32 protein-coding genes are annotated in these 23,143 nt (G+C 53.8%); 21 read left to right on the top strand and 11 right to left on the bottom strand.

Annotated features, from left to right (window positions below):
• Nucleotides 1–106 precede the first annotated feature (106 nt).
• From RMR16_RS26330 to RMR16_RS26285, 10 genes are all read left to right on the top strand, one after another.
• Complete coding sequence (locus RMR16_RS26330; RefSeq protein ID WP_234625041.1) at nucleotides 107–883, top strand: hypothetical protein; 777 nt, start codon at nucleotides 107–109, stop codon at nucleotides 881–883.
• Between the two features lie 4 nt (nucleotides 884–887).
• Nucleotides 888–1,151, top strand: coding sequence for a hypothetical protein (locus RMR16_RS26325; protein ID WP_234625042.1), 264 nt, complete (start codon nucleotides 888–890; stop codon nucleotides 1,149–1,151).
• Complete coding sequence (locus RMR16_RS26320) at nucleotides 1,148–1,795, top strand: DotI/IcmL family type IV secretion protein (RefSeq protein ID WP_234625043.1); 648 nt, start codon at nucleotides 1,148–1,150, stop codon at nucleotides 1,793–1,795. The genes RMR16_RS26325 and RMR16_RS26320 overlap by 4 nt, the downstream gene beginning before the upstream one ends.
• Nucleotides 1,796–1,853: 58 nt before the next feature.
• Nucleotides 1,854–2,858, top strand: a complete 1,005-nt coding sequence (locus RMR16_RS26315) for a DotH/IcmK family type IV secretion protein (RefSeq protein ID WP_432355573.1) — start codon at nucleotides 1,854–1,856, stop codon at nucleotides 2,856–2,858.
• 54 nt (nucleotides 2,859–2,912) lie between these two features.
• A complete protein-coding gene (locus tag RMR16_RS26310) occupies nucleotides 2,913–4,100 on the top strand; it encodes a DotG/IcmE/VirB10 family protein (RefSeq protein ID WP_432355571.1) in 1,188 nt (395 codons plus the stop codon).
• Between the two features lie 16 nt (nucleotides 4,101–4,116).
• Complete coding sequence (locus RMR16_RS26305) at nucleotides 4,117–4,398, top strand: hypothetical protein (RefSeq protein WP_234625046.1); 282 nt, start codon at nucleotides 4,117–4,119, stop codon at nucleotides 4,396–4,398.
• Nucleotides 4,399–4,404: 6 nt separating this feature from the next.
• Nucleotides 4,405–4,827, top strand: a complete 423-nt coding sequence (locus RMR16_RS26300) for a hypothetical protein (protein ID WP_234625047.1) — start codon at nucleotides 4,405–4,407, stop codon at nucleotides 4,825–4,827.
• Nucleotides 4,820–7,795 (top strand): hypothetical protein, encoded by a 2,976-nt coding sequence (locus RMR16_RS26295; RefSeq protein ID WP_320188617.1) that lies wholly within the window; start codon nucleotides 4,820–4,822, stop codon nucleotides 7,793–7,795. The genes RMR16_RS26300 and RMR16_RS26295 overlap by 8 nt, the downstream gene beginning before the upstream one ends.
• Before the next feature lie 119 nt (nucleotides 7,796–7,914).
• On the top strand, nucleotides 7,915–8,358 hold the full coding sequence (locus tag RMR16_RS26290; RefSeq protein WP_234625049.1) for a hypothetical protein: 444 nt from the start codon (nucleotides 7,915–7,917) through the stop codon (nucleotides 8,356–8,358).
• A gap of 125 nt (nucleotides 8,359–8,483) precedes the next feature.
• The gene (locus RMR16_RS26285) at nucleotides 8,484–9,017 is read left to right on the top strand and encodes a hypothetical protein (protein WP_320188616.1); all 534 of its coding nucleotides are present in this window, start codon (nucleotides 8,484–8,486) and stop codon (nucleotides 9,015–9,017) included.
• 64 nt (nucleotides 9,018–9,081) lie between these two features.
• Here the strand turns inward: RMR16_RS26285 and RMR16_RS26280 are convergent, their stop codons facing one another.
• Both RMR16_RS26280 and RMR16_RS26275 read right to left on the bottom strand, forming a co-directional pair.
• Complete coding sequence (locus tag RMR16_RS26280) at nucleotides 9,082–10,785, bottom strand: hypothetical protein (RefSeq protein WP_234625051.1); 1,704 nt, start codon at nucleotides 10,783–10,785, stop codon at nucleotides 9,082–9,084.
• A 54-nt stretch (nucleotides 10,786–10,839) separates the two neighbouring features.
• Nucleotides 10,840–11,226 carry a hypothetical protein gene (locus tag RMR16_RS26275; protein WP_234625052.1) on the bottom strand — a complete coding sequence of 129 codons (387 nt, stop codon included), beginning with the start codon at nucleotides 11,224–11,226 and terminating at the stop codon, nucleotides 10,840–10,842.
• 34 nt (nucleotides 11,227–11,260) lie between these two features.
• Between RMR16_RS26275 and RMR16_RS26270 the strand changes: the two genes are divergently transcribed.
• Genes RMR16_RS26270 through RMR16_RS26245 form a run of 6 tightly spaced genes read left to right on the top strand, consistent with a single transcriptional unit; the run spans nucleotide 11,261 to nucleotide 16,086 of the window.
• Complete coding sequence (locus tag RMR16_RS26270; protein ID WP_234625053.1) at nucleotides 11,261–11,908, top strand: hypothetical protein; 648 nt, start codon at nucleotides 11,261–11,263, stop codon at nucleotides 11,906–11,908.
• A gap of 14 nt (nucleotides 11,909–11,922) precedes the next feature.
• On the top strand, nucleotides 11,923–13,473 hold the full coding sequence (locus tag RMR16_RS26265; protein ID WP_234625054.1) for a M23 family metallopeptidase: 1,551 nt from the start codon (nucleotides 11,923–11,925) through the stop codon (nucleotides 13,471–13,473).
• Nucleotides 13,470–13,865 carry a hypothetical protein gene (locus tag RMR16_RS26260; protein WP_234625055.1) on the top strand — a complete coding sequence of 132 codons (396 nt, stop codon included), beginning with the start codon at nucleotides 13,470–13,472 and terminating at the stop codon, nucleotides 13,863–13,865. The genes RMR16_RS26265 and RMR16_RS26260 overlap by 4 nt, the downstream gene beginning before the upstream one ends.
• A gap of 8 nt (nucleotides 13,866–13,873) precedes the next feature.
• Entirely contained in the window at nucleotides 13,874–15,484 is a 1,611-nt protein-coding gene (gene lnt / locus RMR16_RS26255) for an apolipoprotein N-acyltransferase (protein ID WP_320188615.1), read from the top strand.
• A gap of 28 nt (nucleotides 15,485–15,512) precedes the next feature.
• Entirely contained in the window at nucleotides 15,513–15,695 is a 183-nt protein-coding gene (locus RMR16_RS26250; RefSeq protein WP_320201742.1) for a hypothetical protein, read from the top strand.
• A gap of 25 nt (nucleotides 15,696–15,720) precedes the next feature.
• A complete protein-coding gene (locus tag RMR16_RS26245; protein ID WP_320188656.1) occupies nucleotides 15,721–16,086 on the top strand; it encodes a DUF982 domain-containing protein in 366 nt (121 codons plus the stop codon).
• On the opposite strand, the gene RMR16_RS26240 is transcribed toward RMR16_RS26245, so the two are convergent.
• From RMR16_RS26240 to RMR16_RS26230, 3 genes are read right to left on the bottom strand one after another with little or no spacing between them, the layout of a single operon-like run.
• On the bottom strand, nucleotides 16,032–16,394 hold the full coding sequence (locus RMR16_RS26240) for a hypothetical protein (protein WP_320188614.1): 363 nt from the start codon (nucleotides 16,392–16,394) through the stop codon (nucleotides 16,032–16,034). The two genes, RMR16_RS26245 and RMR16_RS26240, sit on opposite strands and share 55 nt — an antisense overlap.
• A 57-nt stretch (nucleotides 16,395–16,451) precedes the next feature.
• Nucleotides 16,452–16,742 carry a hypothetical protein gene (locus RMR16_RS26235; protein WP_320188613.1) on the bottom strand — a complete coding sequence of 97 codons (291 nt, stop codon included), beginning with the start codon at nucleotides 16,740–16,742 and terminating at the stop codon, nucleotides 16,452–16,454.
• Nucleotides 16,708–16,980 (bottom strand): BrnT family toxin, encoded by a 273-nt coding sequence (locus RMR16_RS26230; protein WP_320188612.1) that lies wholly within the window; start codon nucleotides 16,978–16,980, stop codon nucleotides 16,708–16,710. Before RMR16_RS26230 ends, RMR16_RS26235 begins: the two co-directional genes overlap by 35 nt.
• Nucleotides 16,981–17,322: 342 nt before the next feature.
• Here RMR16_RS26230 and RMR16_RS26225 point away from each other — a divergent pair.
• A protein-coding gene (locus RMR16_RS26225; RefSeq protein ID WP_320188611.1) for an IS3 family transposase occupies nucleotides 17,323–18,410 on the top strand; the annotation gives its coding sequence in 2 pieces (ribosomal slippage) (nucleotides 17,323–17,584 and nucleotides 17,584–18,410; 1,089 coding nt in all).
• 41 nt (nucleotides 18,411–18,451) lie between these two features.
• Nucleotides 18,452–18,925, top strand: coding sequence for a hypothetical protein (locus RMR16_RS26220; protein ID WP_320188610.1), 474 nt, complete (start codon nucleotides 18,452–18,454; stop codon nucleotides 18,923–18,925).
• Nucleotides 18,926–18,950: 25 nt separating this feature from the next.
• Here the strand turns inward: RMR16_RS26220 and RMR16_RS26215 are convergent, their stop codons facing one another.
• The gene (locus tag RMR16_RS26215; RefSeq protein ID WP_320188609.1) at nucleotides 18,951–19,232 is read right to left on the bottom strand and encodes a chromosome partitioning protein ParB; all 282 of its coding nucleotides are present in this window, start codon (nucleotides 19,230–19,232) and stop codon (nucleotides 18,951–18,953) included.
• A gap of 238 nt (nucleotides 19,233–19,470) precedes the next feature.
• Here RMR16_RS26215 and RMR16_RS26210 point away from each other — a divergent pair, with 238 nt between their 5' ends.
• Both RMR16_RS26210 and RMR16_RS26205 read left to right on the top strand, forming a co-directional pair.
• Entirely contained in the window at nucleotides 19,471–19,785 is a 315-nt protein-coding gene (locus RMR16_RS26210; protein WP_320188608.1) for a hypothetical protein, read from the top strand.
• 114 nt (nucleotides 19,786–19,899) lie between these two features.
• A complete protein-coding gene (locus RMR16_RS26205) occupies nucleotides 19,900–20,223 on the top strand; it encodes a hypothetical protein (protein WP_320188607.1) in 324 nt (107 codons plus the stop codon).
• Here RMR16_RS26205 and RMR16_RS26200 read toward each other — a convergent pair.
• Entirely contained in the window at nucleotides 20,216–20,437 is a 222-nt protein-coding gene (locus RMR16_RS26200) for a hypothetical protein (protein ID WP_234625059.1), read from the bottom strand. The two genes, RMR16_RS26205 and RMR16_RS26200, sit on opposite strands and share 8 nt — an antisense overlap.
• A 12-nt stretch (nucleotides 20,438–20,449) precedes the next feature.
• Entirely contained in the window at nucleotides 20,450–20,746 is a 297-nt protein-coding gene (locus tag RMR16_RS26195; RefSeq protein WP_234625060.1) for a hypothetical protein, read from the bottom strand.
• A 236-nt stretch (nucleotides 20,747–20,982) separates the two neighbouring features.
• Here RMR16_RS26195 and RMR16_RS26190 point away from each other — a divergent pair, with 236 nt between their 5' ends.
• The gene (locus tag RMR16_RS26190) at nucleotides 20,983–21,603 is read left to right on the top strand and encodes a TetR/AcrR family transcriptional regulator (protein WP_320188606.1); all 621 of its coding nucleotides are present in this window, start codon (nucleotides 20,983–20,985) and stop codon (nucleotides 21,601–21,603) included.
• Between the two features lie 16 nt (nucleotides 21,604–21,619).
• Here the strand turns inward: RMR16_RS26190 and RMR16_RS26185 are convergent, their stop codons facing one another.
• Genes RMR16_RS26185 through RMR16_RS26175 form a run of 3 tightly spaced genes read right to left on the bottom strand, consistent with a single transcriptional unit; the run spans nucleotide 21,620 to nucleotide 22,541 of the window.
• Entirely contained in the window at nucleotides 21,620–21,847 is a 228-nt protein-coding gene (locus RMR16_RS26185) for a hypothetical protein (RefSeq protein ID WP_234625062.1), read from the bottom strand.
• Between the two features lie 56 nt (nucleotides 21,848–21,903).
• Nucleotides 21,904–22,242 carry a hypothetical protein gene (locus RMR16_RS26180; RefSeq protein ID WP_234625063.1) on the bottom strand — a complete coding sequence of 113 codons (339 nt, stop codon included), beginning with the start codon at nucleotides 22,240–22,242 and terminating at the stop codon, nucleotides 21,904–21,906.
• Nucleotides 22,239–22,541 (bottom strand): hypothetical protein, encoded by a 303-nt coding sequence (locus RMR16_RS26175; protein WP_432331065.1) that lies wholly within the window; start codon nucleotides 22,539–22,541, stop codon nucleotides 22,239–22,241. The genes RMR16_RS26180 and RMR16_RS26175 overlap by 4 nt, the downstream gene beginning before the upstream one ends.
• Nucleotides 22,542–23,143 lie beyond the last annotated feature (602 nt).

Here is a 23,143-nt window from a genome sequence, read left to right as displayed (position 1 = left end):
GGTGAGGTTATTCGTGGTTAATCCTGAATTGAGTGAATCAGTCGAGGCGAGGGCGAAGATGGGTAAGGCCGGCATAATTGCGCTTGGATGCGTTGCAGGAGTGTCATTGATCGCAATGACCGTGATGGCGACATACATGTTTGTTCGTCAGAGCGAGCCTCAGTATCCGCCACAGATGCCGTACGCAGGCCAGATGGCTGGTCAATATCAGCAGTATCAGGGCCAGTATCAGCAGCCGCAGTTTCAGCAGCCCCCACAATTCCAGCCGCAGCAGCCACAGCAGTTCCAGGCACCGCAGGCTCAGCCTTTCCAACAAGTGCAGGCTCAGCCCGCGCCGCTACCGGCTTCGACAAATCCGGCGAATCCTCAGCTTCAGGCAAGTTCGAAAGACATCCTGAAAATCGTTTCGCAACTTGAGGGCTTTACCGATAATTCGGGAAAGACTGAAGCGACGGCCAATCTTCCGCCGATCCAGATATTCTTTGATCCGCGCTGCCCGTATTGCCACAAGCTCTATGACAACATTGCCGGGAAGGCTCCGATCCACTGGATTCCAATTTCCGCACTGGCTCCCGCAAATGGAGGCATTGCGCCGGGAGCGACGATCATTCAGGCGGAAAAAGACAAGCCAGGGATCGGTGGCAAGGAGGCCATGCGCGCGGCGTTCGACAAGAAGCTGACTGCAATCACGCCTTCGGATGCTCACAAATCTTCGCTGGAGCAAAATCTCGGATCGTTTGTGCTCATGGCGAAGACGCTTCCGCCATCCGTTCAGGCCGGCGTTCCGTTCGCACTAATCCCTAAAGCAGATGGAACGTTCGAGACACACGTCGGATACACCGAAGGTGATGAGACCGCCATTATGAACGCCTACGGGAAATAATCATATGGCATTCACGATCCCAAGGTTCGGGTTTCCATCCGACGACAAGATGGAAGCCCCAAGCGTTCAAGACAATCGGATAGCTGCGCTTCACCGCGCAGTTGCTTTCGTTTTGAGTGCCTTGGTCGTGTCGGTCGTGGTCAATCTTTTAGTCGTGCCGAAAGTCTTCAGAGCTGCCGAGGTCATCCCCTATGTGGCTGATGGCGGCGTGTTCGGTTGTCAGGTGAAAGTCGTAGATGAACCGATGCCGCAGGGGCCAACTCAATGAAAACCAAAGATCAGATCATCTTTGAGAATAGTGCTGCCGCAGCGGTATCAAAAAGCCTCAGACTTGTCCTCGTAGCATTGGCGATTACACTGTTCATGTCGCTCGTGCTCAACGTGTTTTCTCTCTACGCGCTGCGCAATTGGTTCCCGATAAAGCAGTTCGTTTGGACGCAGGATGCGAGAGCAGTGTGTGAGGCGATCACGCTCGATCAGCCAAACGTATCTGACGCTCGTGTTCGTAACATGGCAGCGGATGCAGCCATTGAGCTGAACTCTTATGACTACCTCAATTGGCGTCGCCAGATCCAAAACGCCATGAATGCTTATCTGACAACTAATGCTCAGCGGGCTTATTCCACCGCTTTGAGCGGGTCGAATACGATAAAGCGCGTTGAGCAGGGTTATTACACCGTCTCGGCTCTGTTGGGGAATAAGCCCCCACGCATCGCCGAAACAGGGATGCTTGATGGCCGGTTCTACTGGAAGGTCGAGGTTCCCTTGGTGATTTATTACCGCACGCCGGAAGTATCGAAGCCGGAAAGTCGCGTGCTGGTCATGACGGTCGTTCGTGTCGATCCGTCGTTCATTAATCCCAATGGTATTGCGATCGACGGGATCACATCAACGCAAGAAGTTTCGAGATGACGGGGCCGACATGGGGATAAAACTAACATTAGTTTCTGGCGCTGCCGTGATGGCACTCTTGGCGGGTAACGCCAGCGCTCAGGAAAAAGGTCGTGGACCGGGGCCGCAGGATTGCGGCGACAAGGCCAATCCTTGTGCTGTGTTGAAGCCAGCAGAGCCGATCACGCAGCCGGCCTATCCTTTTGGTGGCCCGAAGGATCTACCAGATCCCGAGCTTGAAAAGCTTCGAGAAGGCGTCGTGAAGGAAAATCTTGGCACGATGTTGGGACCGGGTGACATTGGCGCGGTCAATAACCAGAAGCTCGATGCTCAGGGTGCAACCGCTTATCCCGGTTACGCGGGCAAATCACTGCCCTCAGCGCGGCGGCGAGACATCACCTATATCAAGGGGCCGCAACAGGGACCGGAACAGCTTTGGCTCGCGCAGAACATCCCGTCACCTATTTCGTTTCAGGACCAGTATGGAAACCCCTGGCCGATTGCGTCGATCGCTTTCGATCCACGTTTCTATTCAGTCAACGGGCAGGGCTGTGGCGCTAATAACGCGCCAGCGCCCCTGTCTGATGAGCGCCCAACGTTCATCACGGTCACCCCATGCCGTTTCTGGACCTGGAGTTCGTTTTCAGTCCAACTGCAGGACATCAACACACCGATCGTGTTCGTAGCGGGTAGCGGCGATGACCAGACCAAGAAGTTCATCGACGTTCCTGTTCTTGTCCATGTTCAGGGGCTTTCGCCGACTGGCAAAAAACCCAAGCCGGTTGCCAGGGCGCAGCGGCCTCGTAAGCCGGTAGAAAGTGGCCCAGATTCCGCTTACCAAGCGTTTCTTAACGGCACGCCGCCCAGCGGTGCTACCCGGATGGATACCAATGATGGCAACGCTACCGCCTGGCTCTACCAGGGAAGCCTCTATCTGGTGGCTCCGTACAAGGTGATCACTCCGGATTATGAGGCGATCGCCAGCGGAAACAACAAGAACATTTTCCGCTTTGGTGCGGCAACCTCCCGCGTCCTCGCTTCGGCAGCAGATGGCTCCGAGCGCGTCATCTCAATCGGCTATTAAGGGGCGACCACCATGGCAGCATCGAAATACTATATCGCAGCCGGTGGAGCGGCCGTGATCGTCGCGGCTGGTGTCGTATTGCTCACGACTGGTGGACCTTCGGTCGATCAGGGTGGCAATTCACCTACCAACCTTTCGCAGAATGCTCCGCGCCTCAATACGGACATGCTCAGTCCCGTTGGGCAGGAAGAAGCATCTCGGCGCGCGACTGCAAACGACCAGAAGGCTGAAGAAGCAAAGCAGCAGCCTGATCAAAGCTATGTGGCTCCCCCGGTCATTGCTGAGGAAGTCAACATGGGTGCTGATGGCCCCTTGGCTCAAAAACCGCCAGTTGGCCTTGAATTGCCGGAAGTGAAACCGATCCGGCCGGAAGACATCAAGGTGCCGGAAAGAGTTGTTGTCCAGCGTCAGCCGAACCCGCAACAGGAGGTGCAGGTTGCGGCCGAGCGGGAGCGGATCAAGGCCGAGAATGATCGCAGGAACCAGCTCGCAGCGAAGGTGCAGGAGCAGGTCAACCAGCTCCTCGCCAACAACGCGCAGCCCAATATCAATATTCAGGGCTACAAAGAGCCACCGAAAAAAGAATCCAACGGCTCCGGTAATGGTGCTGGCAACGGAAACGGGCGAGGCAAACCTTCCGGTCCCGTTATCCTCGCAGCCAAGCCAGGTGATGTTTTCTACGCGAGCTTGAAGGTTGGCTTCAATTCTGAAGATCCAAGGGGCTTGCCCGTCTATGCCACGATCTACGATCAGCGTGGCAACGGCTCGTATGGCCCACTACACGGCGGCGTGTTGGCAGGCCAGGTCACCTACAGTAACGACCAGGCAGCAGTGACATTCAGGCAGATGACACTGCGTGATGGTCGCACCGCACCGATTCAAGCAATGGCCGCGACTCTTGACGAGGTTCGACCAGGCGTGGCGGCAAAAGTTGATCGCCACACCCTATCCAGATGGAGTGGCCTTGTCGCAGGCTCCCTGCTTCAGGGCCTCGGGCAAGCTGGCCAAGAGCTAGTTCGCAATGATACCCAAACAACGATTTCTGATGGTTTTGCCACCACATCTGGCCGCGCAGGTATTGATTGGCAGAAGGTTGGCCTCGCTACGCTTGAACCTCTGGGCAACAATCTTTCGCAGGTTATGGCGAGAAACTTCCAGCGCAAGCCGACGATGTCGAGCCCTGCTGGCACTGATGTAGGTATCGTGTTCTTGCAGCAGGTTACCGTTGAAGCTTCCAAGTAAACCCGACAGGTGACGTGTGGCCGTAAACTCTACCGAAGGTGACCTTTCGAATGTCATCACCAATCTGGATTCGATGTTCCAGAACTACGGCACCGTTGCACTCATCTTCGCCGGGGTTGGCGGCGTTGTCCTTGCTGGATATGCGGGCATGAAGCTGCACTCGACGTTGATGGAGGATAGCCACGCGATGATGCAGTCACGAGGAAGCGTAGCGGGGTGCCTGCTTGCCATCGTGATTGGTGGTCTCATAACGATCTCGTCTGTCATCGTTACATGGTTCGGATTGCTCTACGGGTGAAATTAGATGGCTGATCTTTCAAGGCGCAAGAAAATTTATCTTGGTTCGAGCGACCCCGAGGAGAAGGCCGACGATATTCACCTTGTCCGAAAGCTGATCCGTGCAGTCTATGAAAAGGGGCTTGAGCGTCAGCTCGCTGGTAAGCCCTTACCTGACAGCTTTATGGACCTTTTCGGCAACGACGCCACCGTGACCTCCGCTGTTCGTGCCGGTGATGCTGATGCGTTCCGCTACGCCAGTGAGGGTGGCGCGATTTCCAACAGAGAGCGTCTTCTACTTGAGGTTTTGTCCGGCCGGGCCGAATCGAAAATCACCTCGACAGAGGGCATAAAGGAAAGCCTGTTGTCGAATATCTTCTGCATCTCCGCTGTCGATAATCCTGTCGATCTTGCAAACAAACAGAAAGCGGAGGGAGGCGACGATGTCTAAGTTCTCTGACGATTACTGCCATCTGTCCGGATTCGATCCCGATATCGACCAGCCGGTGTTCTACGCGCATGACGGCAGTGAATGCACTATCCTTGAAGTTCAGGGGATGCGTGACATCCTATCCACTGACGAAGCCACGGTGGCGATGCGTGATTTCTTTGGTAGCGAGATCGGGCCTCTTCTCAAAAAGCATGGTCATTTCATATCTGTGTCCTTTGAAACGTCGGGAAACACACTTCAGCAGGTTGAGCGACTGTTCCGGCCGATCCGCGACGCCGCGAAAATCAAGGAGCTTTCAGTTGAAGTCCTGGTGAACGAGGCCTTCGAACTGACGCTGAAAAGAGCGCGCTATTCGAAGACGCTGGTTGCGTGCTGGACTAAGCCAGACGCGGTATTGAAAGGCGACTTGAAAGAAGCACGGAGCGACAACAAAAAGGCACGTTCCGACCTCCCGCCAGCCGTCAAGGCGATGCAGCCCTTCTCTCGCCTTGAACCAATCTCCGCAGAACATGGCGCTTTCGTTGGCCGTGTCGCCTCGGCGCTGGATGCTTCCGGCGTCCAGGTCGTGGAACTAGGCCCTGATGAAGATGGTCATCGGCCCGATCTTGCTGAAGTTCGCAAGGGGCTGCTGTTTCACGAAACACCTGATAATTGGAAGCCGTTCGGCCCTGGCGATCGGAAATATCCGGGCGTAAAATCGACCCACGATAACGATCTGTCCGAGTTCTTTGCTCCACCACTTTCCATGCAAATCATGTCCGCAGGCATGATCGCGAAGAACAACATGCGTTCCTTGCAGCTTGGGGGCCGAGCCTACGCTCTTGCTGCGATGCAGCTCTTTCCACGGTCCATGTATCCATTCAATGACCTTCTGGCGTCGATCAAGAATGGTGCAGATCCTGATATGCCACTTCGTGTGGCCTTCCATATCGAAGGCGGTCCTTTCAACGTTGGACTGAAGCAGGTTCTTGCGTCATTTGCCTCCCTGACCGGGCCGAAATCGAAAAACCTCTTTCTAAACTTGAAGGAGATGTCTCGGATCGCTCAGCAGGACCGCGAGACATTCGTCAAAAGCTGGATCGTCGCCTGCACCTGGCGTGAGCCGAATGAAAGCGAGGAGACGCTTGAACGTCGCCGATCGTACCTAATCCGCTCGATGATGGGTTGGGGTGATGCGCAAGTGAGTGACACAACAAAGAATCCTATGATGTCACTGGCAGAAACCGTGCCAGGCATGGTCAAGCGTGTTGACTCAATCAAGCCGACGTTCGTCCCGATGGGTGACATGGCAATGATCATGCCGTTTCACTCGTCGGCGCCTGTCTTTGACCGTGGCGAAACGATATTCACGACTACAGAAGGAAAGATTGCGCCTCACAATGCCTTCTCTTCGGAGCAGAACTATTGGTTGACGCTGATTTTTGCGACGCCTGGCGCGGGTAAGTCTGTTCTTATGAACCGACTGAACTATGAGTTTACAGCTCATTCGAAGGGGCGGACAATGCCATTTGTCTGCGTCATCGACATTGGCGTATCGTCCTCGGGCTTCATTCGGTTGATTCAGGAGGCGTTGCCTCCCGAAAGGCAGCACGAGGCTTACTATCGCCGCCTATTCAACGACCGCGACAACTCTGTGAATTTTCTTGATCTAGGTTTGGGCCGGCGCACTCCGCTGCCCCGTGAGAAGAAGTTCATCGAACGCTTCCTTGTAACGCTCATCGGCGACACCGATCGCGAACAGCATTACGAACAGATCGTTCAGAAGGTCGTCACCCGGATCTTCCAGCTCAAGAGCGATCTGGAAATTTCCTCGTCTCCCAACACATGGGAAGCTGGCCATGACCCGCGCGTTGATGAAGCCTGCGAAAAGCACGGCATTCCACTTTCGTCGCGCGAGAAATGGTGGACGATCGTCGACCGTCTTGTTGAGAAGAAGGATTTCGTTTCAGCCATTCGTGCGCAGCGTTACGCGATGCCGCTTCTTCAGGATGTGGCTCGTGTCCTTAGCGAACAGAACATCATCTCGGAATATGACGAGGATGCTGTGAAGTTCATGAAGCAGGCCATCAACGCAGCAATCGAGCGGTATCCGATTTTCAGCTATCCTACGAAACTCGATTTCGGCGAGGCGCGAGTTATCTCTGTCGATCTGAATGACGTGAAGCAGGATGGCCAAGACGCGGCCTCCTACCGCAACAATTCTCTGATGTATATGATTGCGCGTCACCTCTTCGTTCAGAAGATCGGTGGCGATGCTGAAGAAATATCATCCATGGATTTCCCCAGGCCGATGCGCGCGCTCTACCAGACGTATTGGGAGCGGCGCTATGAGGATATCGCCGAAACACCGAAGCGACTTTGCTTTGACGAATACCATATGACCGGTGGTGCGGGGGGTATCGCTCAGCAGGTGCTTGCTGACGTTCGCGTTGGTCGTAAATGGGGCATGGAGATCATACTGGCGTCTCAGTTGCTGCGCGACTTTGAAATTATGCAAAGCATGGCCAGCACGATCTTTATTCTCAAAGCCGAGACAAATGAATTGCGGGAGCAGATTCAGCAGACGTTTGGCTTCTCTGATGCGGTCAAGGAACAGCTTTACAAGCACGTCCATGGTACCGGGAAGAAAAACGCGGATGGCGTCAACTTCCTCGCCAACTACAAGCTGAAACAGGCTGAGCGCTGGATTGTGCTCAACAATTTCCTAGGGCCGACGCTCCTTTGGGCTCTTACGACAAGAGCACAGGACCGAAACGTTCGAGAGGAATGCTACAAGCGCTTTTCGGTAAATGAGGCGTTGAGCATGCTCGCTCTACGTTACCCTGAAGGGACTGTTGGTCAGGATTGGGACGTTATGGCTAATCAAAACAACGTTGACGAAACTTCAATCGCCCGTCGTCTTGTGGATAGACTTATCGTTGAATCCGTCAATGACCGTCGTAAACGTGAATCAGTCGAAATAGTTTAACGTATAGGTCTGAACTTTAGCGTTGAAAACGTCGATAAATGGTTCTATGGATCGTTACGGTATCAGCACGCATTGAGTTAACGTCACATTCAACGTGAAATCGATCGATAAGAGGGATTATGATGATCATCCGAAAGGGTTACGAGGCAAGCGCACGGGCCAACGCCATGCTTATCAAGGGGGCAATGACATTCTTTGCGCTGCCGGCAATTCTGTCGACGGTGGTTACGTCTGTCGCGCAAGCTCAGGATGTAGATCCTTCAGCGCCGCTCGACGTATTGAAGACCGCGCGGGACACGGCGCAGAACTCCAACATGAACGTTGAAGACGTTACCACGACGGGTACAAACGTCCTCAACATCATCCTAATCATTTTCGGCGTTCTCGGCGTCGCTCTCGCTGGCATCTCCACCTACAAGCTCTATTCCAATATCCAGCAGGGCGAACAGGCGCGAGGTAGCAACATGTCCTACATTGTAGGACTGATCGTTGGCTCGATGCTCACGATTCTTGCCATTATCGTCGGCTTGGTTACGACCTACGCGACTGGCTCTGGCGGCTAATTCAAGATCCTCCCAAGCTTGAATTTAAAGACCCCGTCGCAGCGATCTGCGGCGGGTTCTTCTTTTTTGCCGACTCAGGTGCTACATAATAGAAGAATTCGAATTTGGAGACCTCGGTCCTCGCGATGCCTTCTGAAGAAAAGACACCACATCCGAAGCTTGCGGCCTATATCGAGAACGTTGTTTCTCGGGCCTACTCAAAGGGCGTCCTGGCAAATAACTACGGCTCCGCAGCTCGATTCGCGGAGCTTCTTGGCGTTGAGGTGAGCCGTCAGTTGGTCTGGTCGTGGATCTGGCAGTACGACGGCGTTCCAAGGAATCGCATCAACCAGCTCAAGTCTCTCAATACGACGCTCGGTGTTGAAATGAGCGAAGATGAACTCGAAATGCTGTTGCAACCGCGCAGAGATGACGTGAAGCCGGCGCAGCTCCTATTTGAGGAAGTCGAGCGATCCGTCATTGAAAACAAGCAGCAGAGCCATATCGTTCGGAAGCGGATCGCTGACTACATGGGTGTGACGACACGGACGCTGTTTCGCTACAAGGCCGATGGCGACATTCCGAAGACCAAGCAACCGAAGTTGAAGGAAGCTTTGACCTCGCTGAACATTAAGGTGCCCGACGACGTGATGTCGGCTGTGTTTGGCAAGGGAGCGTGACGCTAGACGCCCTACCAGACTGCCTGGCTGTCAGGTAGCTGATCGACCGTAATCGCGCTCGTTCCTAGTATTCGCCTCCGGTCGGCGTGTGGTTGCCCTCGATTGCGCCATCCGATAATTCTCTAGTGGTGATTTCGTCCTGTTTCTGTTGGGCTTGCTGCGCGAAGCTCTTGGCGAGTGTTCTAATCGTCGCTTCTATCTGAGGACGAGCGGCGAGCGTCTTTTGACGGGCGCTGCGTTCGGTCTGGATCATCACGAATTTGCGTCGCATATCGTCGGTGATGTATTTGCTCGCCTCGACGCGGACGCCTTCTACGGCCGATACCAGGTATGGTTTCGTGAGCGGCATGCCGCTTTTGATCTCAGTTTGAGCGTGATCGAACATGCCGGCGACTTCTGGAGTGGGGGTATTCATCCCGGTCACGCGTAGGTAGCTCCATAGAGGGTAGTCGTAGAAGCGCATCCAGCGAAAGAGGGAAGGGGGCAGTGTGCCGCCCGCTCTTGTTTCGTTGAGCAGGCTGGACGCCAGCCCAAATTGGTATCCATTGGCCCGGAGGAGGCGTTGAATTTCTACTGTTACGCTTCGTTCCTGCTTTTTCTGGATCTGAGTGTATTTCGCAAGTTCGAGCTGCGACAGGTCGCTGTGCTTTTTGATCTTGCCTTTGTGGTCCTTGATGTTCACCAGGCGGTCCGGAGATACGTCCCCAAACTCAGTTAGGATGCGGTGAAGCTCTTTGCGGGCGCGCTGCGTAGTTATAAAGGATTCGCCACGGCTGACTCGCCTGTCCTCGAATTCGACCTCTTCGTTAAGCCATTCCGTTAGCGTGAGAACGTTGAGGTTCTTCTTTTTTGGAAAGGCTTCTTTTGCGGCTTCAAGCTTCAGGCGCTTGTCGTCTTGATCGATATAGCCGAGCACCAGGAGTGCGCCGAGGCTCTTTTTCCCTTTGTTGATCTCTCGCCAGATGTCTTTCAGATAGTTCTCGATCTCAGCATTTGTCGCCTCGAAGTCGTCCGTTTCCATTGTGTCGAGCGCATAAAGTCGAGCGACCGAAGCGTAAACGATCGAGACCGTGTGCCATGGAAGAGCGTCGATAGCAGTTTGAATGGCGTCTTTATTTCGGAACGGAAAATTCTTGCGAGCAAAAGGATTGAGGGGGCCGAAGTCTCGGACAAGCCTGGCTGTAACAAGATCATCATTGATCTTCCAACCTGTCGCGGCACCGGGATCGGAGAGGGTGTCACCCTGGTGAATGCCCTCAATAGCGTCCACCTCAAGCAGCAGTTCCAGTGCGGTCATCGGCATCCTCGCCGGTCCTTTTGAAACCGAATAATCTTTGGCGATTTCAAAATCGAGGAAGAATTGGTTTGCAGGAAACTCAGGAGCCTGCAGCTTCATCACGTCCTTGTATCCGAGCGGCTTTTTATGCTGGACCTTGGCTCTGATGTGCTTTTCGCTCACCTTGTGGTGGGCGATCAGTCCAAGGACAAAAATAAACAGGCCGAAGACAAGGTTGAACGTCACGCTACTCTGAAAAATAGAGCTGAAGGCATATTTATCTCCGAAGGGCATGCGCCAAAAATACCGACCCCAGCCTGTGAAAAGCCATCCGCCGCCTGTCTCAACGATCCGAATCCAGGCGTAGGCCTTTCCGATCATCGGCGATGCCACCCACCAGAGCAGGCTGAGCATTCCAATAACCACGCCCATAAGAACGACTATGATTAGGAATTCGCTGTGTTGTGGAGCGTTTCCGTTGTTCTGTGCCATCGTCTAATCCTGTTCGTAAATTGATCACGAACCTATAGGAACGTTGACGCAATCTCAATCGATAGTGAACATCGATGTCTTCAGCATAAATGAGAACAATGTACGCATACCGATAGAGTTAAAGCGCCGGATGTATCCGGCCTCTAGGAGAATTGTCAGTTGATTGGTGACGGAGTTTGCCGAAACGAACTCAAGGTCGCGTCGAATATCGTCACGAGTGCCGCTGGATATGAATGAAGCATAGGTTCCAGGCTGCAAAAACGACAAATCGGAACGATGAAACTCATCTTCAACGCCTGAACTATGGATAAACAGCTCACAGTTGGCTATCATGTGAAGCAGAACGCGCGTTTCGGAACGCCCTAAACGCTTGTCGGCAGCGATCTCAGCTAGAGCTGATCGCTTTACATTGAAATCGTGGTGGGGCACTTGAGCGTTCATATGTGTATTTTGACTGAAAATTCTGGAGTTTTTGATGGTTGAGGATCATATAGCGTGCAGGAAATTACGTCTACACAAGCTCAGCTTCCTCAGCATTGGAGCAATTGTTCTATCCTCTCTTAATATTGGGTTTACTTTTGGTTTGAGCCCCGCAGTAGCCCAAGATGAGGCGGGCTGGATGCAGATGAAAGAGGTCAAAACGGAAGTCCAACCTGGTGATAGCGACCTAGTCCGAATCTGGAAGGACGTGATGGATTCCGAGGCCGAGAAGATCCGCGCGAGTGGCGGCAAGCTGTTCGTTAAGGGAGAGCAGACCGTACTGCCGGCCGGTGGCTATCGGCCTACCAATTTCCTTTCAAGCGAATTCCAGACTGATAGAGCCACCTACATTGTCTCGATCATGCTTCAACGGCCCCCAGGCTGCGATAGCGGCGAGAACGGGAGCGCTGTGACTGCGATCCATTCGTCGTGCCCCGCTCGCCTCACCATTCTCCCAAAGGACGGTTCTCAGCCATCGACGACGGAGATGCCTGGCGCATGTGGAATATGGCCGAGTATGCAGGTTGAGCCATTGGAAAATACGGGCACCTTCGCACGCATCGAGGCCGACAGTATCCAGGTAGAGGCGATCAAAGGGAACGCCACGATACCAGGATGCGAAGTCTCATTCCCATTGAAGTAGGTAGAGGGCGATCAATGCGGTATATCCTTCAGACAGCAATTCTCGCAGTAATTGTCTTCCTGGCCTATGTTGCGCCGTCTCAAGCGAGGTCGTATCTCGCGCCAAACACTCAATACAGCCAGGCGCAGATCCAGACGATGTTCGAAAACAGCGGGAACTCGTATCTCGCTCAAAATGCTTCTACCTTCGCGGCCATGTCCTACAAGGTCGAAAGTATGGGCGGCAACTCGGCCATCTATAACGGCTCGTGCTGCACAGGTCTTATGCAGATGAACCAGGGCAACCTGGCGACGTTTTGCGACTGCACGTCGGCTCAGTATGCTGCGATGAGCGGACAGCAGCAGATTAACATCTATGCGCAGTATTATGAGTCCATCGCCAATGCGGGTTCGGTCCAAACGTTGCTCGATATGCAGGCCAACGGCGAGAGCGTCGGCGGCTACAAGGTGGACTCTGCGATGGTCGCGGCTTGTATCCAGCTCGGCGTGGGGAATTGTCAAAAATCGATCGACAATGGCTGTGTCGGTGTTTCTTCGTCAGCCGGTGGCGATGGGAGCGTGAATATCTGCACCATGGCCGCAAAGGCGGGTGGAACTACTGGCGGTGGCGGAAGCAATGCTGGTGGTCAAATGGCGTGCCTCGTCCCTCTGATGAAGGACAATGGCGTTCAGCTCATGTCGCCATATGGTGCTGACCGTTCCAATCGGCCAGGCGCATCCAAGGGCATGCACCAGGGCCTCGATATTGTGAACGGCTTCACTGGTGGTAATGTTGAAAATAACCCGATCTACGCCGGCCATGGCGGCAAAACGACCTTCCGCTTGAATGGCGCGGGTGGCAATTGGGTCTCTGTTCGAGCTGAAAACGATAAATACAATACTGTTTACTACCATCTGGCCCACAAGGACCTGGACACCTTCCGGCAGCAAAATCCTACTGTGGCAGCGGGCGACACCATTGGCTACATGGGCAATACTGGCACGAGTGGCGAAGGCCATGGAACAGGAGGGACGCATCTCCATCTCGGCATGACAGTGCGTGGATCTGTTCTGCAGTCGGCGGGTGCTGGTGGCCGCGTGATGGCGACCGGCGCTTGCCCTACTTGTGGTAGCAAATCCCGACCCCCTCTTTCTGCGAGCGAGATTTCCAGCGCTGCGAATGATAGCTGGTACTTCGTCAACCCGGAGCCCTTCTTGGATAAGCAGATCCCGGTGCCGGCGGCACTCCAAAGCGGGTATCCGGGCTATTTTTCCGAGCGAGCAGATCCGTCCAAAACGCTTCCTACAACATGCTCACTCGATCCCGCTATTGCGACCAGCCAGCCGATGAGTACCGGCTCAGGAACGTCTGTATCCAACGCCGAGGCTGGCTTGGGATCATACCGCAACGAGGGCGAGGATTTCGCCTCCAGCCAGGCATCTGGCGACACCAGGTCCATTTACCTCGATCTGGCGCGCGTTGCTCTGGATGAAGCCCAGGCCGCTTCGCTTGGTATGTCGGCCCAAAATCAGTTGGCGTCGGCTGTGGCTCACATGATCGTCAACGAACAGAGGACCAGTCGATGAGATCGGGCATCAAACTCGCGGTTGCTGTTGTCGGCATGGGTCCGTCGCTTTTCAGCATGACCGGTTTGGCCGAGGCGTCGAGAAACGTTCCCTGGGCGGATGGCTACTATACCCCTCGCGATCAGGCCGCGAGCTGTAAAGATCCGAATTTCGAGGTCTATGATTGGGTTCTACGTTTCCAGAAAAAAGGTCGCGCGGAGATGGGAACGAGTGAAGGCGTCTGCACGGTATCAAACTTCAAGAGCAAGGGCGGTGGCCGGTACGAATCTCAGCTCGATTGCGATTCACAAGGCGAAAAATCCACATCAAGAATGAGCTTTCGAACTGACAGCGCGATGAAGATCATCGAGATCGATGGCCAGCCCTATGCTTACTGCGCGCCTTTGAAGTAGGGCCGGTAATGAAGAACACGAGATCCCTCAAGCGCTGGCCGCTTGCGCTGGCTTGCCTTGCTCTCGGCGCTGCGTTGACGGTGATCCACGCACCTCTGTCGATCGCAGCGGCGATCTTCCTGATTTTTCCAGCTCTTCTGCGTCTGATGGACATTACTGCCGATCGCGCCGATACGGCCATGGGAAGGGCGTGGCGGGGTTTCGGTGTCGGTTGGCTCTTCGGTTACGGGTACTTCTTTCTTGGCCTCCTCTGGCTCGGGGAGGCCTACTCAATCACTCCTGGGGATGGTTGGAAATATCCGGTTCTAGCATTCGGATTTCCGGTTTACCTGGCTCTGTTCTATGGGATTGGGTTCGCGATCGCGGGCGCGATGTGGACGAGTTCGGTTTGGCGTATTTTTGCCCTCGGCCTGGCGTTTTTTGTCGCTGAGTGGCTGCGCGGCACGGTGCTGTCCGGTTTCACGCTGATGGCTGTCGGTGAGGTCGTGCTTTTCAGCAAGGTGGTGACGCCACTCGTCGGCGCCATCGGCGTCGTGGGAGCTAATGGGCTTGTTCCTGTCGTGGGATGTCTGCCGCTCGTTGGGATGTCCCTTTGGGCTGGGCGGAGATCGTCTTGGACGGTGACTGCAATCCTCCTGGTTATGATTGGAGGCGGTATTATCTATCTTCAGGCCGGCCGATCGACGGCAGACGGCAAGCCCATTGCAGATGTGAGGATTCTGCAGACTGCGTTCACTCCTCCTGAGAAATGGAACCCGGATCTTGCTGTCAGGGCGGCGAACCTCGCCTCTATGGTGAAGCTAACCAATCAGCCGCGGGAAGATGGTTCGCGGCCGACGCACGTCATTTGGCCCGAGACGGCATTCGCCCTTTTTCCTGAAATGGAACCTCACGTCGTAAACGACGTGGTATCCCAATTGGTCGGGTCACCTACCTTCGTTGCCGGTGGGATGCGCTCTGAACACACAGTAACGGGCGTTCGAATCTTCAACACGGTGTTCACTGGTCGGGCGGGCAAGTGGTCCTCGATCTACGATAAGCAGCACTTGATACCGTCCGAAGAGTTCATTCCCTGGCGCGGCCTATTCGAGGCTCTTGGCATTGCCAATTGGATCATCCCGGCTGCGGACTATTCGCTTGAGTGGGGCACCAGGTCCAAAGCAGTCGCTATCCCCAATGCTGCGCCGGCACTGTTGGCCATCTGCTTTGAAATCCTGTTTTCTGGCGAAATTGTTGCCGCCTACAATGACGCGCCGGTCAAACCCGAATGGATGGTCGTAGTATCGGATAACTCCTGGTTCGTCCTTACTCAAGGTTCGGATATCCTCCTCGCGCAGTCCCGTCTCAGGGCGGCAGAGATGGGCATGCCCCTCGTTCAGGCTGCGAACCATGGCATATCTGCTCTAATCGAGCCGGATGGCAGCGTCAGGGAGAAGATCGGCCTCGGTAAAGCGGGGGTGATCGACGCAAAAATTCCTGGCGGGGCATCTGGAACCTTCTATTCGGAAAACTCCTGTCTCGTTTGGTGGCTGATTTTGGCAGGCTTGGCATCTGGCGGAACTATGGGATTTCTTCCCGGCTGTAAGGGTTTCATAATTGGGCCGGCGATCAACGCGTAGCGCCGCTGGTCATTGTGAAAACGACTGCATGCGCAATCTTGCGATTGATGGCTTCCTCTTCCTCAGCAATGAGCTGCAAGGACTGCGCGCCAATACCGCTGATATAAAGAAAGCCGCTCGGTGTGATCCGGGCGGCTTTTTGCGTTTTGGCGTTTGGAATAGATTTCTGCGGATCTTCAAAAACACGAGCTGCCGGCGGCATCGATCGTGAAATTAAATTACGCCTTCACGAACGAATGTTTCAAAAAGGATCTCGGCCGGCGCGACCTGGTTGGAATGGTTTTCCCCTCCCCTCTCGATCACCCATCTATGAAAGCACCTGCATGTCGTCTGTAAACGATCCGCCGATTGCGCCTGTCACGGTCGAATGGGGCAGCTTCGAAACGCTAGGCACTGTCTCGGCCTTGGCACGGTGCCTATTGCGGCATTGGCCTGATGGAACCCATGGCGAGGCATACGTTACAGCGCTGATGGTATGTGATGCCGTTCTGGCTGGGGGTGAAGATGATACGGCAGAAGATGCGCGGGCATCTTTTATTGCTGCGGCTCACGAAGCCGGTTTGTTAGTGTCGCCAGATGATGCTGGCCCTGACTGGTTCTGATTGCGCTGGGTGTTGAGCCTTAGTCCATTCAATGCAGCAATCCGTTCGTAAAGCTGCTCAACCTTGGCGGCGGCTACCCTTGGGTGATCGACCCAGCCATTATGTGGAAGAATGGTTTTCTTAGCGCCATCCATGTGGCTGATCGACCAACGCCATTTCCTGCGCATGGTGCCGTGGGTTTCGAGCATGATGCGACCGAATGAGCGGTCGCCATCCCACCCCAAATAATCTTCGTGGTTTTCTCCCGGCCAAGTTTCGCGCCAGCGGTAGCGTGGCTGTGGGCCGGGGTCGTCGGGATATTTTTTCATGAGTTGCTGTTCGTCGGAATCAATAAAGCCGCCCGAATGTTCTTCGGACGGCTTGTCTTAGGTGGTGTGGCTTTTGCGTTGAGCGTTTGCGTAGGCCTTCAAAACAGCCTGCATCCGTGTCAAATGCCCTTTACCACCGGTCTCTGTCAGAAAGTGCTCAAAAACCTCTGGATCAAGCTTCAGGTGAACGGACCGGGGTTTAACCGGTCCCTCCACTTTTGCATTACTCCAAAAAGCTTCATCAAGCTTTTCACCTTCCGGGGCTTTGGGGTTGTGGTATAACTCACCCCTCGTCCTCATCTGCGCTATCTCGCTAAGTGATGCTCTCTTCATATTTGATGCGGTCATTTCGACCTCCTTTCCACGCTGTTATTAAGCGTGTCACGTCGTCTCGACGTGTATGGACGACTATAAAACACTCGTCCCCAACCAATCCAATGGACCTTAATCGTATCTCGCCGTAGTTCTTACGGTCATCAATGCTTGTTACGACTGGCCCTTCGAAAATCAGCGCGGCATAGACGAAATCCACCCCACGCTCTTCGATTACTTTTTCCCGTTTTTCGTCATCCCATTCGAATTCCAAAATCTTTTTCCTCCTGAAATAGCTTCCATTTTAATTTTCCTTTTCAAAATTGGAGCTGATTAAAAATTACTTGGTTTTTGAAACCACCTTAAATATACATGTATTGTGTACACTTTGCAATATTAGTTTTGCGCGGCTATGCAGCTCGAAGGGTCGATGCAGAAGCCCACGGGTGTTTAGAGCGTTTCAGCGCTAGGAGTGGGCCAATGCCAGCAATTAAAGACCTGATCGATTTTATGGGAACGAGCTGGCCAATCGCTTTAGGCACGTTGGTAATCCCCCCGGCGATTAACGGGCTTCAAAAGTAGAATTTTCTCGGGCTTTATGATCGAGGAGATTTTGATGAAGACGAGCAGATTTAGCGAACCACAGATCCTTGCCATCCTTCGCCAGGCAGAAGGCGGCGTTCCTGTACCGGAGTTATGCCGGGAACACGGGATGAGCACTGCGAGCTTTTACAAGTGGCGTTCGAAGTATGGCGGCATGGATGCGTCGATGATCAGCCAGATGAAGGCTCTGGAGGATGAGAACCGGCGATTGAAGAAGATGTATGCCGAGATGAGCATGCAGGCCGAACTGCTGAAGGAGGCTTTGGGAAAAAAGTGACGCGGCCATCTCAACGCCGAGAGATGGCCGGGAAAGCAGTGGCATTGCGCGGGGTGAGCATTGCGCTTGCCTGCCGCACCTTCGAGGTCAGTGAGACCTGCTATCGTTACAGCGCCAAGCTAAACGACGAGAACGAGCAGATCGCCGATCTCCTGATCGGACTGACGCGGGCAAAGAAGACCTGGGGCTTTGGCCTTTGCTTTCTTTACCTGCGCAATGTCCGGGGACATCGCTGGAACCACAAGCGCGTGTACCGCATCTACCGCGAGCTGGAGTTGAACCTCAGGATCAAGCCACGCAAACGGTTGAAGCGGGACAAGCCCGATGCCTTGACTGTGCCGGATGCGCCGAACCTGGTCTGGTCGATGGACTTCATGGCAGATCGTTTGGAGGATGGTCGACAATTCCGACTGTTGAATGTCTTGGACGACTTCAACCGCGAGGGGCTGGGCATCGAGGTGGACTTTTCGCTGCCTGCAGAACGCGTCATCCGCAGCCTGAACCAGATCATCGAATGGCGAGGCAGACCATTCGCCATTCGTGTGGATAACGGGCCTGAGTATGTCAGTGGCAAACTGATGGAGTGGGCCGCAACGCAAGGAATTACCTTGAGCCACATCCAGCCCGGAAAGCCGCAACAGAATGCCTATGTCGAGCGCTACAACCGCACCGTCCGACATGAATGGCTTGACCAGTACATCATCGAAAGCATCGAGGAGGCGCAGGAATTCGCCACGCAGTGGCTCTGGACCTACAACAACGAACGGCCCAATATGGGCATCGGCGGCATAACGCCTGCAAAGAAACTGAAAATGGCCGCGTGATTTCTACTGCGGAGCCCCGTTCAAAACGGGGGGATTACCCGTTGATCGCGTCAACTGGCCTTCTTTCTGCTGATTATTTTCAGTTGTCGTATGTAAAATCTCTCCCCGGGTGGGTTCTGGGAGTGACGTTCATACTTCTTGTTCTAAGTGGAAGTGTGCTCACTGTCTCGCTTATCAGGTGGGTGATTGAAGCGATAGAAAAGCCAATCCGACGAAAGAGGCGAGCGCGGTGGGAAGCGGAGCATGTCGCTGCTATAAATGAACTTCCGAACGATGAGGGCTATATTTTGGCTTGGGCTGTAGCCAACCAAATGCAGGTTTTCTCAGCGCCCTATTTTAATGCTGATATCAAGGCGCTGATGGCTAAGGGCTATCTTTTTAACGTGCCTGGAAGCCATGCTGCCCATCAAGTCCCGTTTATGATTCCTGAGTACATCTGGCGCTATCTGAAGCAAAGCTGCGAAGGGGAAGATATGTCACGATTTGTGGGCCAGCGACCATTTAGCCGCTGGTGACAGTTTCCAAAAGTCGTGGCGTGGCCTAGCGCTTATTTTCCTTATAAAGCGCCCATGCTTCTTCGATAATCACCCCCTGCACTACTCCGCGCCGCAACGCCTCCTCGGCAATTTCTTCCGAGACATGCGGCAGCACCTTGGCATGCACCTGGCCGGTTCTGTCGCTCTTCTTGCGTCCCGGCTTTCCGCGTGGTGACCGATCAACGAAGCCGTGCGCCTCGCCCACAGCATCCGCTCGGGCGATATCGGTTTCGGTCGATGGCTTCTGTGTCCTTTTTAGTGCGGCGATATTAAATTCATTGCTCATTTCAGTGCCTCCGTCAGTTTCTTGAATACCGCCATTGCGAACGCCTCGGCGTTCTGGATTGCTGTTTCCATGTTGCCTTGCTTGGATTTCATAGACCGTAGATCGCCACCGAACTGGAACAGCGCGGAAAAGGCGGCGCGCTCGACAAGTGGCGGCTCGATGATCTCAACGCCATTTTCAATAAGCGATGCCTTAATTCCGGTCTGTTCGTTTGAGCGGATAATCGAAAGGATTACCTATGAAGAAATTAGCGGTCATCTCATCTGCAATTCTTGGTGTCTTCACCAACGTGCCGGCTTGGGGGCAAACATCTGGCCCCACCGAAGCTGAGGCTCTTGCCGCTTACCAGGAGGCCTATTCTCGCAACCCGATGTCCGAGCGCGGCTCGGAAAAAGAGATCACGATAGCTCTCGGCGAGTGCGGAAAAAATGCAACCGGTCCCGGTGTCTCATGTATGCTTGCGATCAAATACAATCCGGGGGCTCGACCAATCGATCGTGTGATAGGATTTTCAAAGTCGGCCTCTGGCGAGTGGGTGGCTTTGAGCTTCTGACATCTAACCTAAGATGAAAGGGCGTCCATTGGATAGGGTTAGGCCTATCTACCTATACGGGTCGTGGAGTCGTTGTAGGCTGAGTGACAGGCTCAAGGATCGAGGGAAATTGCTATGACCGAGAATGGGCAGGCATGCGTGCTGATCCTCACCGGCTCTGAACGTGAGTTGCTATCTTTGGCGCTTCGCAGGGAGGGCTCGCCACTGTCTGTCGATCTGGCGGAGCATTTGACATCGAGGAGCCTACCGCTGGAGCTGGTCACCAAGACCGTCACAGCATCCTTTCACGCGCTAAGGAGCTATCAGCATCACAACGCATCCGGGGATTTAGCCGAGGAGATTGCCAATGTCTGTGAGCGGACGTTGGGAGAGATCGAGGAGCGAATTCCTGAAGGATCGAAGCTCAGTCTGCATAATGGGGTTGTGACGCTCACGTAGAGGCCTGAGACCGGGCCGCTTCAGCAATCTCCTTCAGGCGATGTGACATTGTCAGCGCGTCGAACTTTTCGCCCCCTTCGGCATTGAGGCGCTTTTTGGCTTCATCTGGCAATTTCATCCATATGGCAGAGAACTCGTCATCGACCTCTTTCCAAAGGACTGCGGCTGCATCGAGCGCTTCAACAGCGCTTTTTTTGTCGGCAATCTTGGTCATACTGATCCTCGCTTAGATGTTCGGGCCGTCGTTGTCAGGCTCGGCATATGACGATGTGCTTTTGGTTGAGAAAGCGGCGTCGTCCTTGTCCAGCCGTTCTGTGAGAATCGTCTCAGCTATCAACTTCATCTTATTTGCCCAATGGTGAGGGTCCATATCATTATTCGGATCGGCTTTATTAATGAGTTCCATTACGTGCTGATCGAAATGAGGATATGCCGCTTGCAATAGGCGATCTATTTCCTTTAGCTTATCGGCAATAAGGTCTAACTTCGCTGATGCTTCGTATTCGTCGTACTTGTCAGCCATTGAAGTCCCTCTTTTGAACGTTCATGACGCAGCTTGTGCGGTTCGTTTGTTGAAAAACCATATTATCGTTCGGCACCAAAATCAAAGACAACGTTTCGAATGGGCAACGTTGGCGGGTAAACGCCAGTCACTAGAGGAACTACCTGATTGCATAATCGTTTCGTGCAGCTGACTGCTTGGTTTTTGGCTATCTCGTAGGGGGAGTCCATTTTCGCTTTATTTAAGGGATAAAAAATATGATGGGCCTTATGACCAGTGGTGTAAAATCAGAGACAGAAAGGCAAATTCTAGCTGCTGCGAGCGAACTTCTCGAAACAAAGGGCGAGAAGGGGCTTACCGCTAGGGCTGTTTGCCAAGTTGTGAATGTAAAACAACCCACACTTTACCATTACTTCGGCAGCAAAGACGGCCTTTTGCATGCTCTGGTTGCTGATGGGATTACTGATTTTATCGCGTTCAAGCGAACTTGTGGAGATGTTGCTGACCCTATAGAGGGGCTTATGCTCGGCTGGCATGCTTTCCTCGACTACAGCGCCCTGCATCCGCAGTTGATGAAGATGATCCACCGTACTGTAAGTCAGTGTCCGGACGCGACGGCCTCGGCCATGGCAACGGCTCGCCAGAAGTTGGGGCGGCTTGAGCGTGAAGGCCGACTTCAGATTGAAGTGGATATAGCGATCGATATGCTGCTGCTGGTCGCCCACGGCACGTTGGCACTTTGGACGCAAGGGAAACCCCTCACTTCCGTCAGGGAGAGCGCCACGCGGTCGTTTGAGGCCGTACTAAGCGCCATTATTCGGGACTACAGATCCCCGCCAGAGAATCATGCCCGTTTGGAGGTTCTGGAAGGAGCGTGAGGCAGTGTGAGCCGCCTCATTCCTCGTCCTCTCTCATTTCCTCCGCCATGGAGGCATAAGCATTCTGCGAGATCGCCTCGCACTCGTCAATCGAGAGACCTAGCTCGAGGCGAGCATAGTGCAACAGGTCGTTGATCAGATCCTTCACGTCCGTGACCGGCTCATCGCTACCGCGCATTGCTCGATACGTGGCGATGGCTTCTCCTGCCCAAGCTGCGCGATCTGTGTTTGTTGGTGTGTGCATTTCAGCATCTCCGTGGTTGGTATGGCGTGGTACCATTTGGTACCTTGGGGCATGATTTAGAGCTTCGGAGGCTTCCAGCGCTCGGCCATCACGGTCGTGTAGGTTTTGCCACCTGAGCCTTTTGCGATGGCAGCATCGAGGGTTTTCCAGTCGATGGGTGTCTTTGGCCGCTTGTTTGGGTCCATACGAGCACACAGCGAGCCGTAGGCGAGCAAAAGCGCATCGAAGACAGGGCTTTCGGCATCATGCAGCGGAGCGTGGCAGAGTGCGCCGCAGCTCGGGCACTCGCCAGCAGGCATGATTTCACCTGGCATTACTCGTTCGGTGATGTTGCGGATCTCGCGCAGCTCGTTTTCCGCAAAGCTGTTTGAGCAATTCTGGCAAATATATTTCATCGTGTGATCTCCGTCAGGCGGAAATCCGCGTAGTTTCTGTCGAATGTGATTGCGAGGTTGCGCCAACTCAGTTGCTCGTTGATCCCTTCGTGGATCGTCTCGCTTGCATCCATCGCAATGGTGCGGAGACCGTCTACGTCGCTATCCTCCCAATTCCCCTCTCTATCAAGGAGCAGGGTCGAGGCGGCGTCAGTCGCGGCTAGCAGAGCGGTCATCGCCTCGGCGATCAGCTTTGCGACCTCTTTGATCGCGACCTCCTCTTTGATGTCGGGATTATCGTTGGTGTGTTCTTCATCCATGTTTTTCAGCCTTTCTGGAAGGATTGCGGGGCTATTTCTGGCATCCAGATGCAGGTTGCTGCGAGGAACGCGACGATCGCGGCGAGAGCGCAGATATCCTGAATGAGAGGCATGTATGGGGAGATGTCGAAGGCCCTGCGTTGAGGGACGTTGCAAAGCGTGATAGGTGGGCAAGACATGCAGCGATCGCTCCGTTTGCGATGAATATATATTGCGTTCTACATGGGAAATATATGCCAATATGGACGAATGCGCAATAGGAAATATATGTTGGTTTGTAATTTGTGTGTGCTGAGCTGCGACCGCCAACCCCAAGGGAAAGGCTGAGCGACCAGCGCGACGCATATAGAAGCCATGCTAGCACGCAAACCCACTGGCTTACAAGCATATATAATCCATATTTTACGATAATTTAGATGATTTTTACCGCGTAGCATAGATTTGCTTAGCTAAGTATAAATATAGTACAATTTGGCAGTGCTAGCTATAGAATGCGGGTATAAAAGGTATGATATACCCCGAATTAGTATAAAATAGTATAGAATATATACCCGGTGAGCGTGCCGTGTCCCTTGACGGTTGCCACATAGATAATACTATCC

The organism is Agrobacterium sp. rho-13.3, assembly GCF_033957765.2.
Classification (GTDB): domain Bacteria; phylum Pseudomonadota; class Alphaproteobacteria; order Rhizobiales; family Rhizobiaceae; genus Agrobacterium.
Note: the sequence above shows the minus strand (reverse complement) of the source record. Positions and strands in the feature narration are given on the sequence as shown.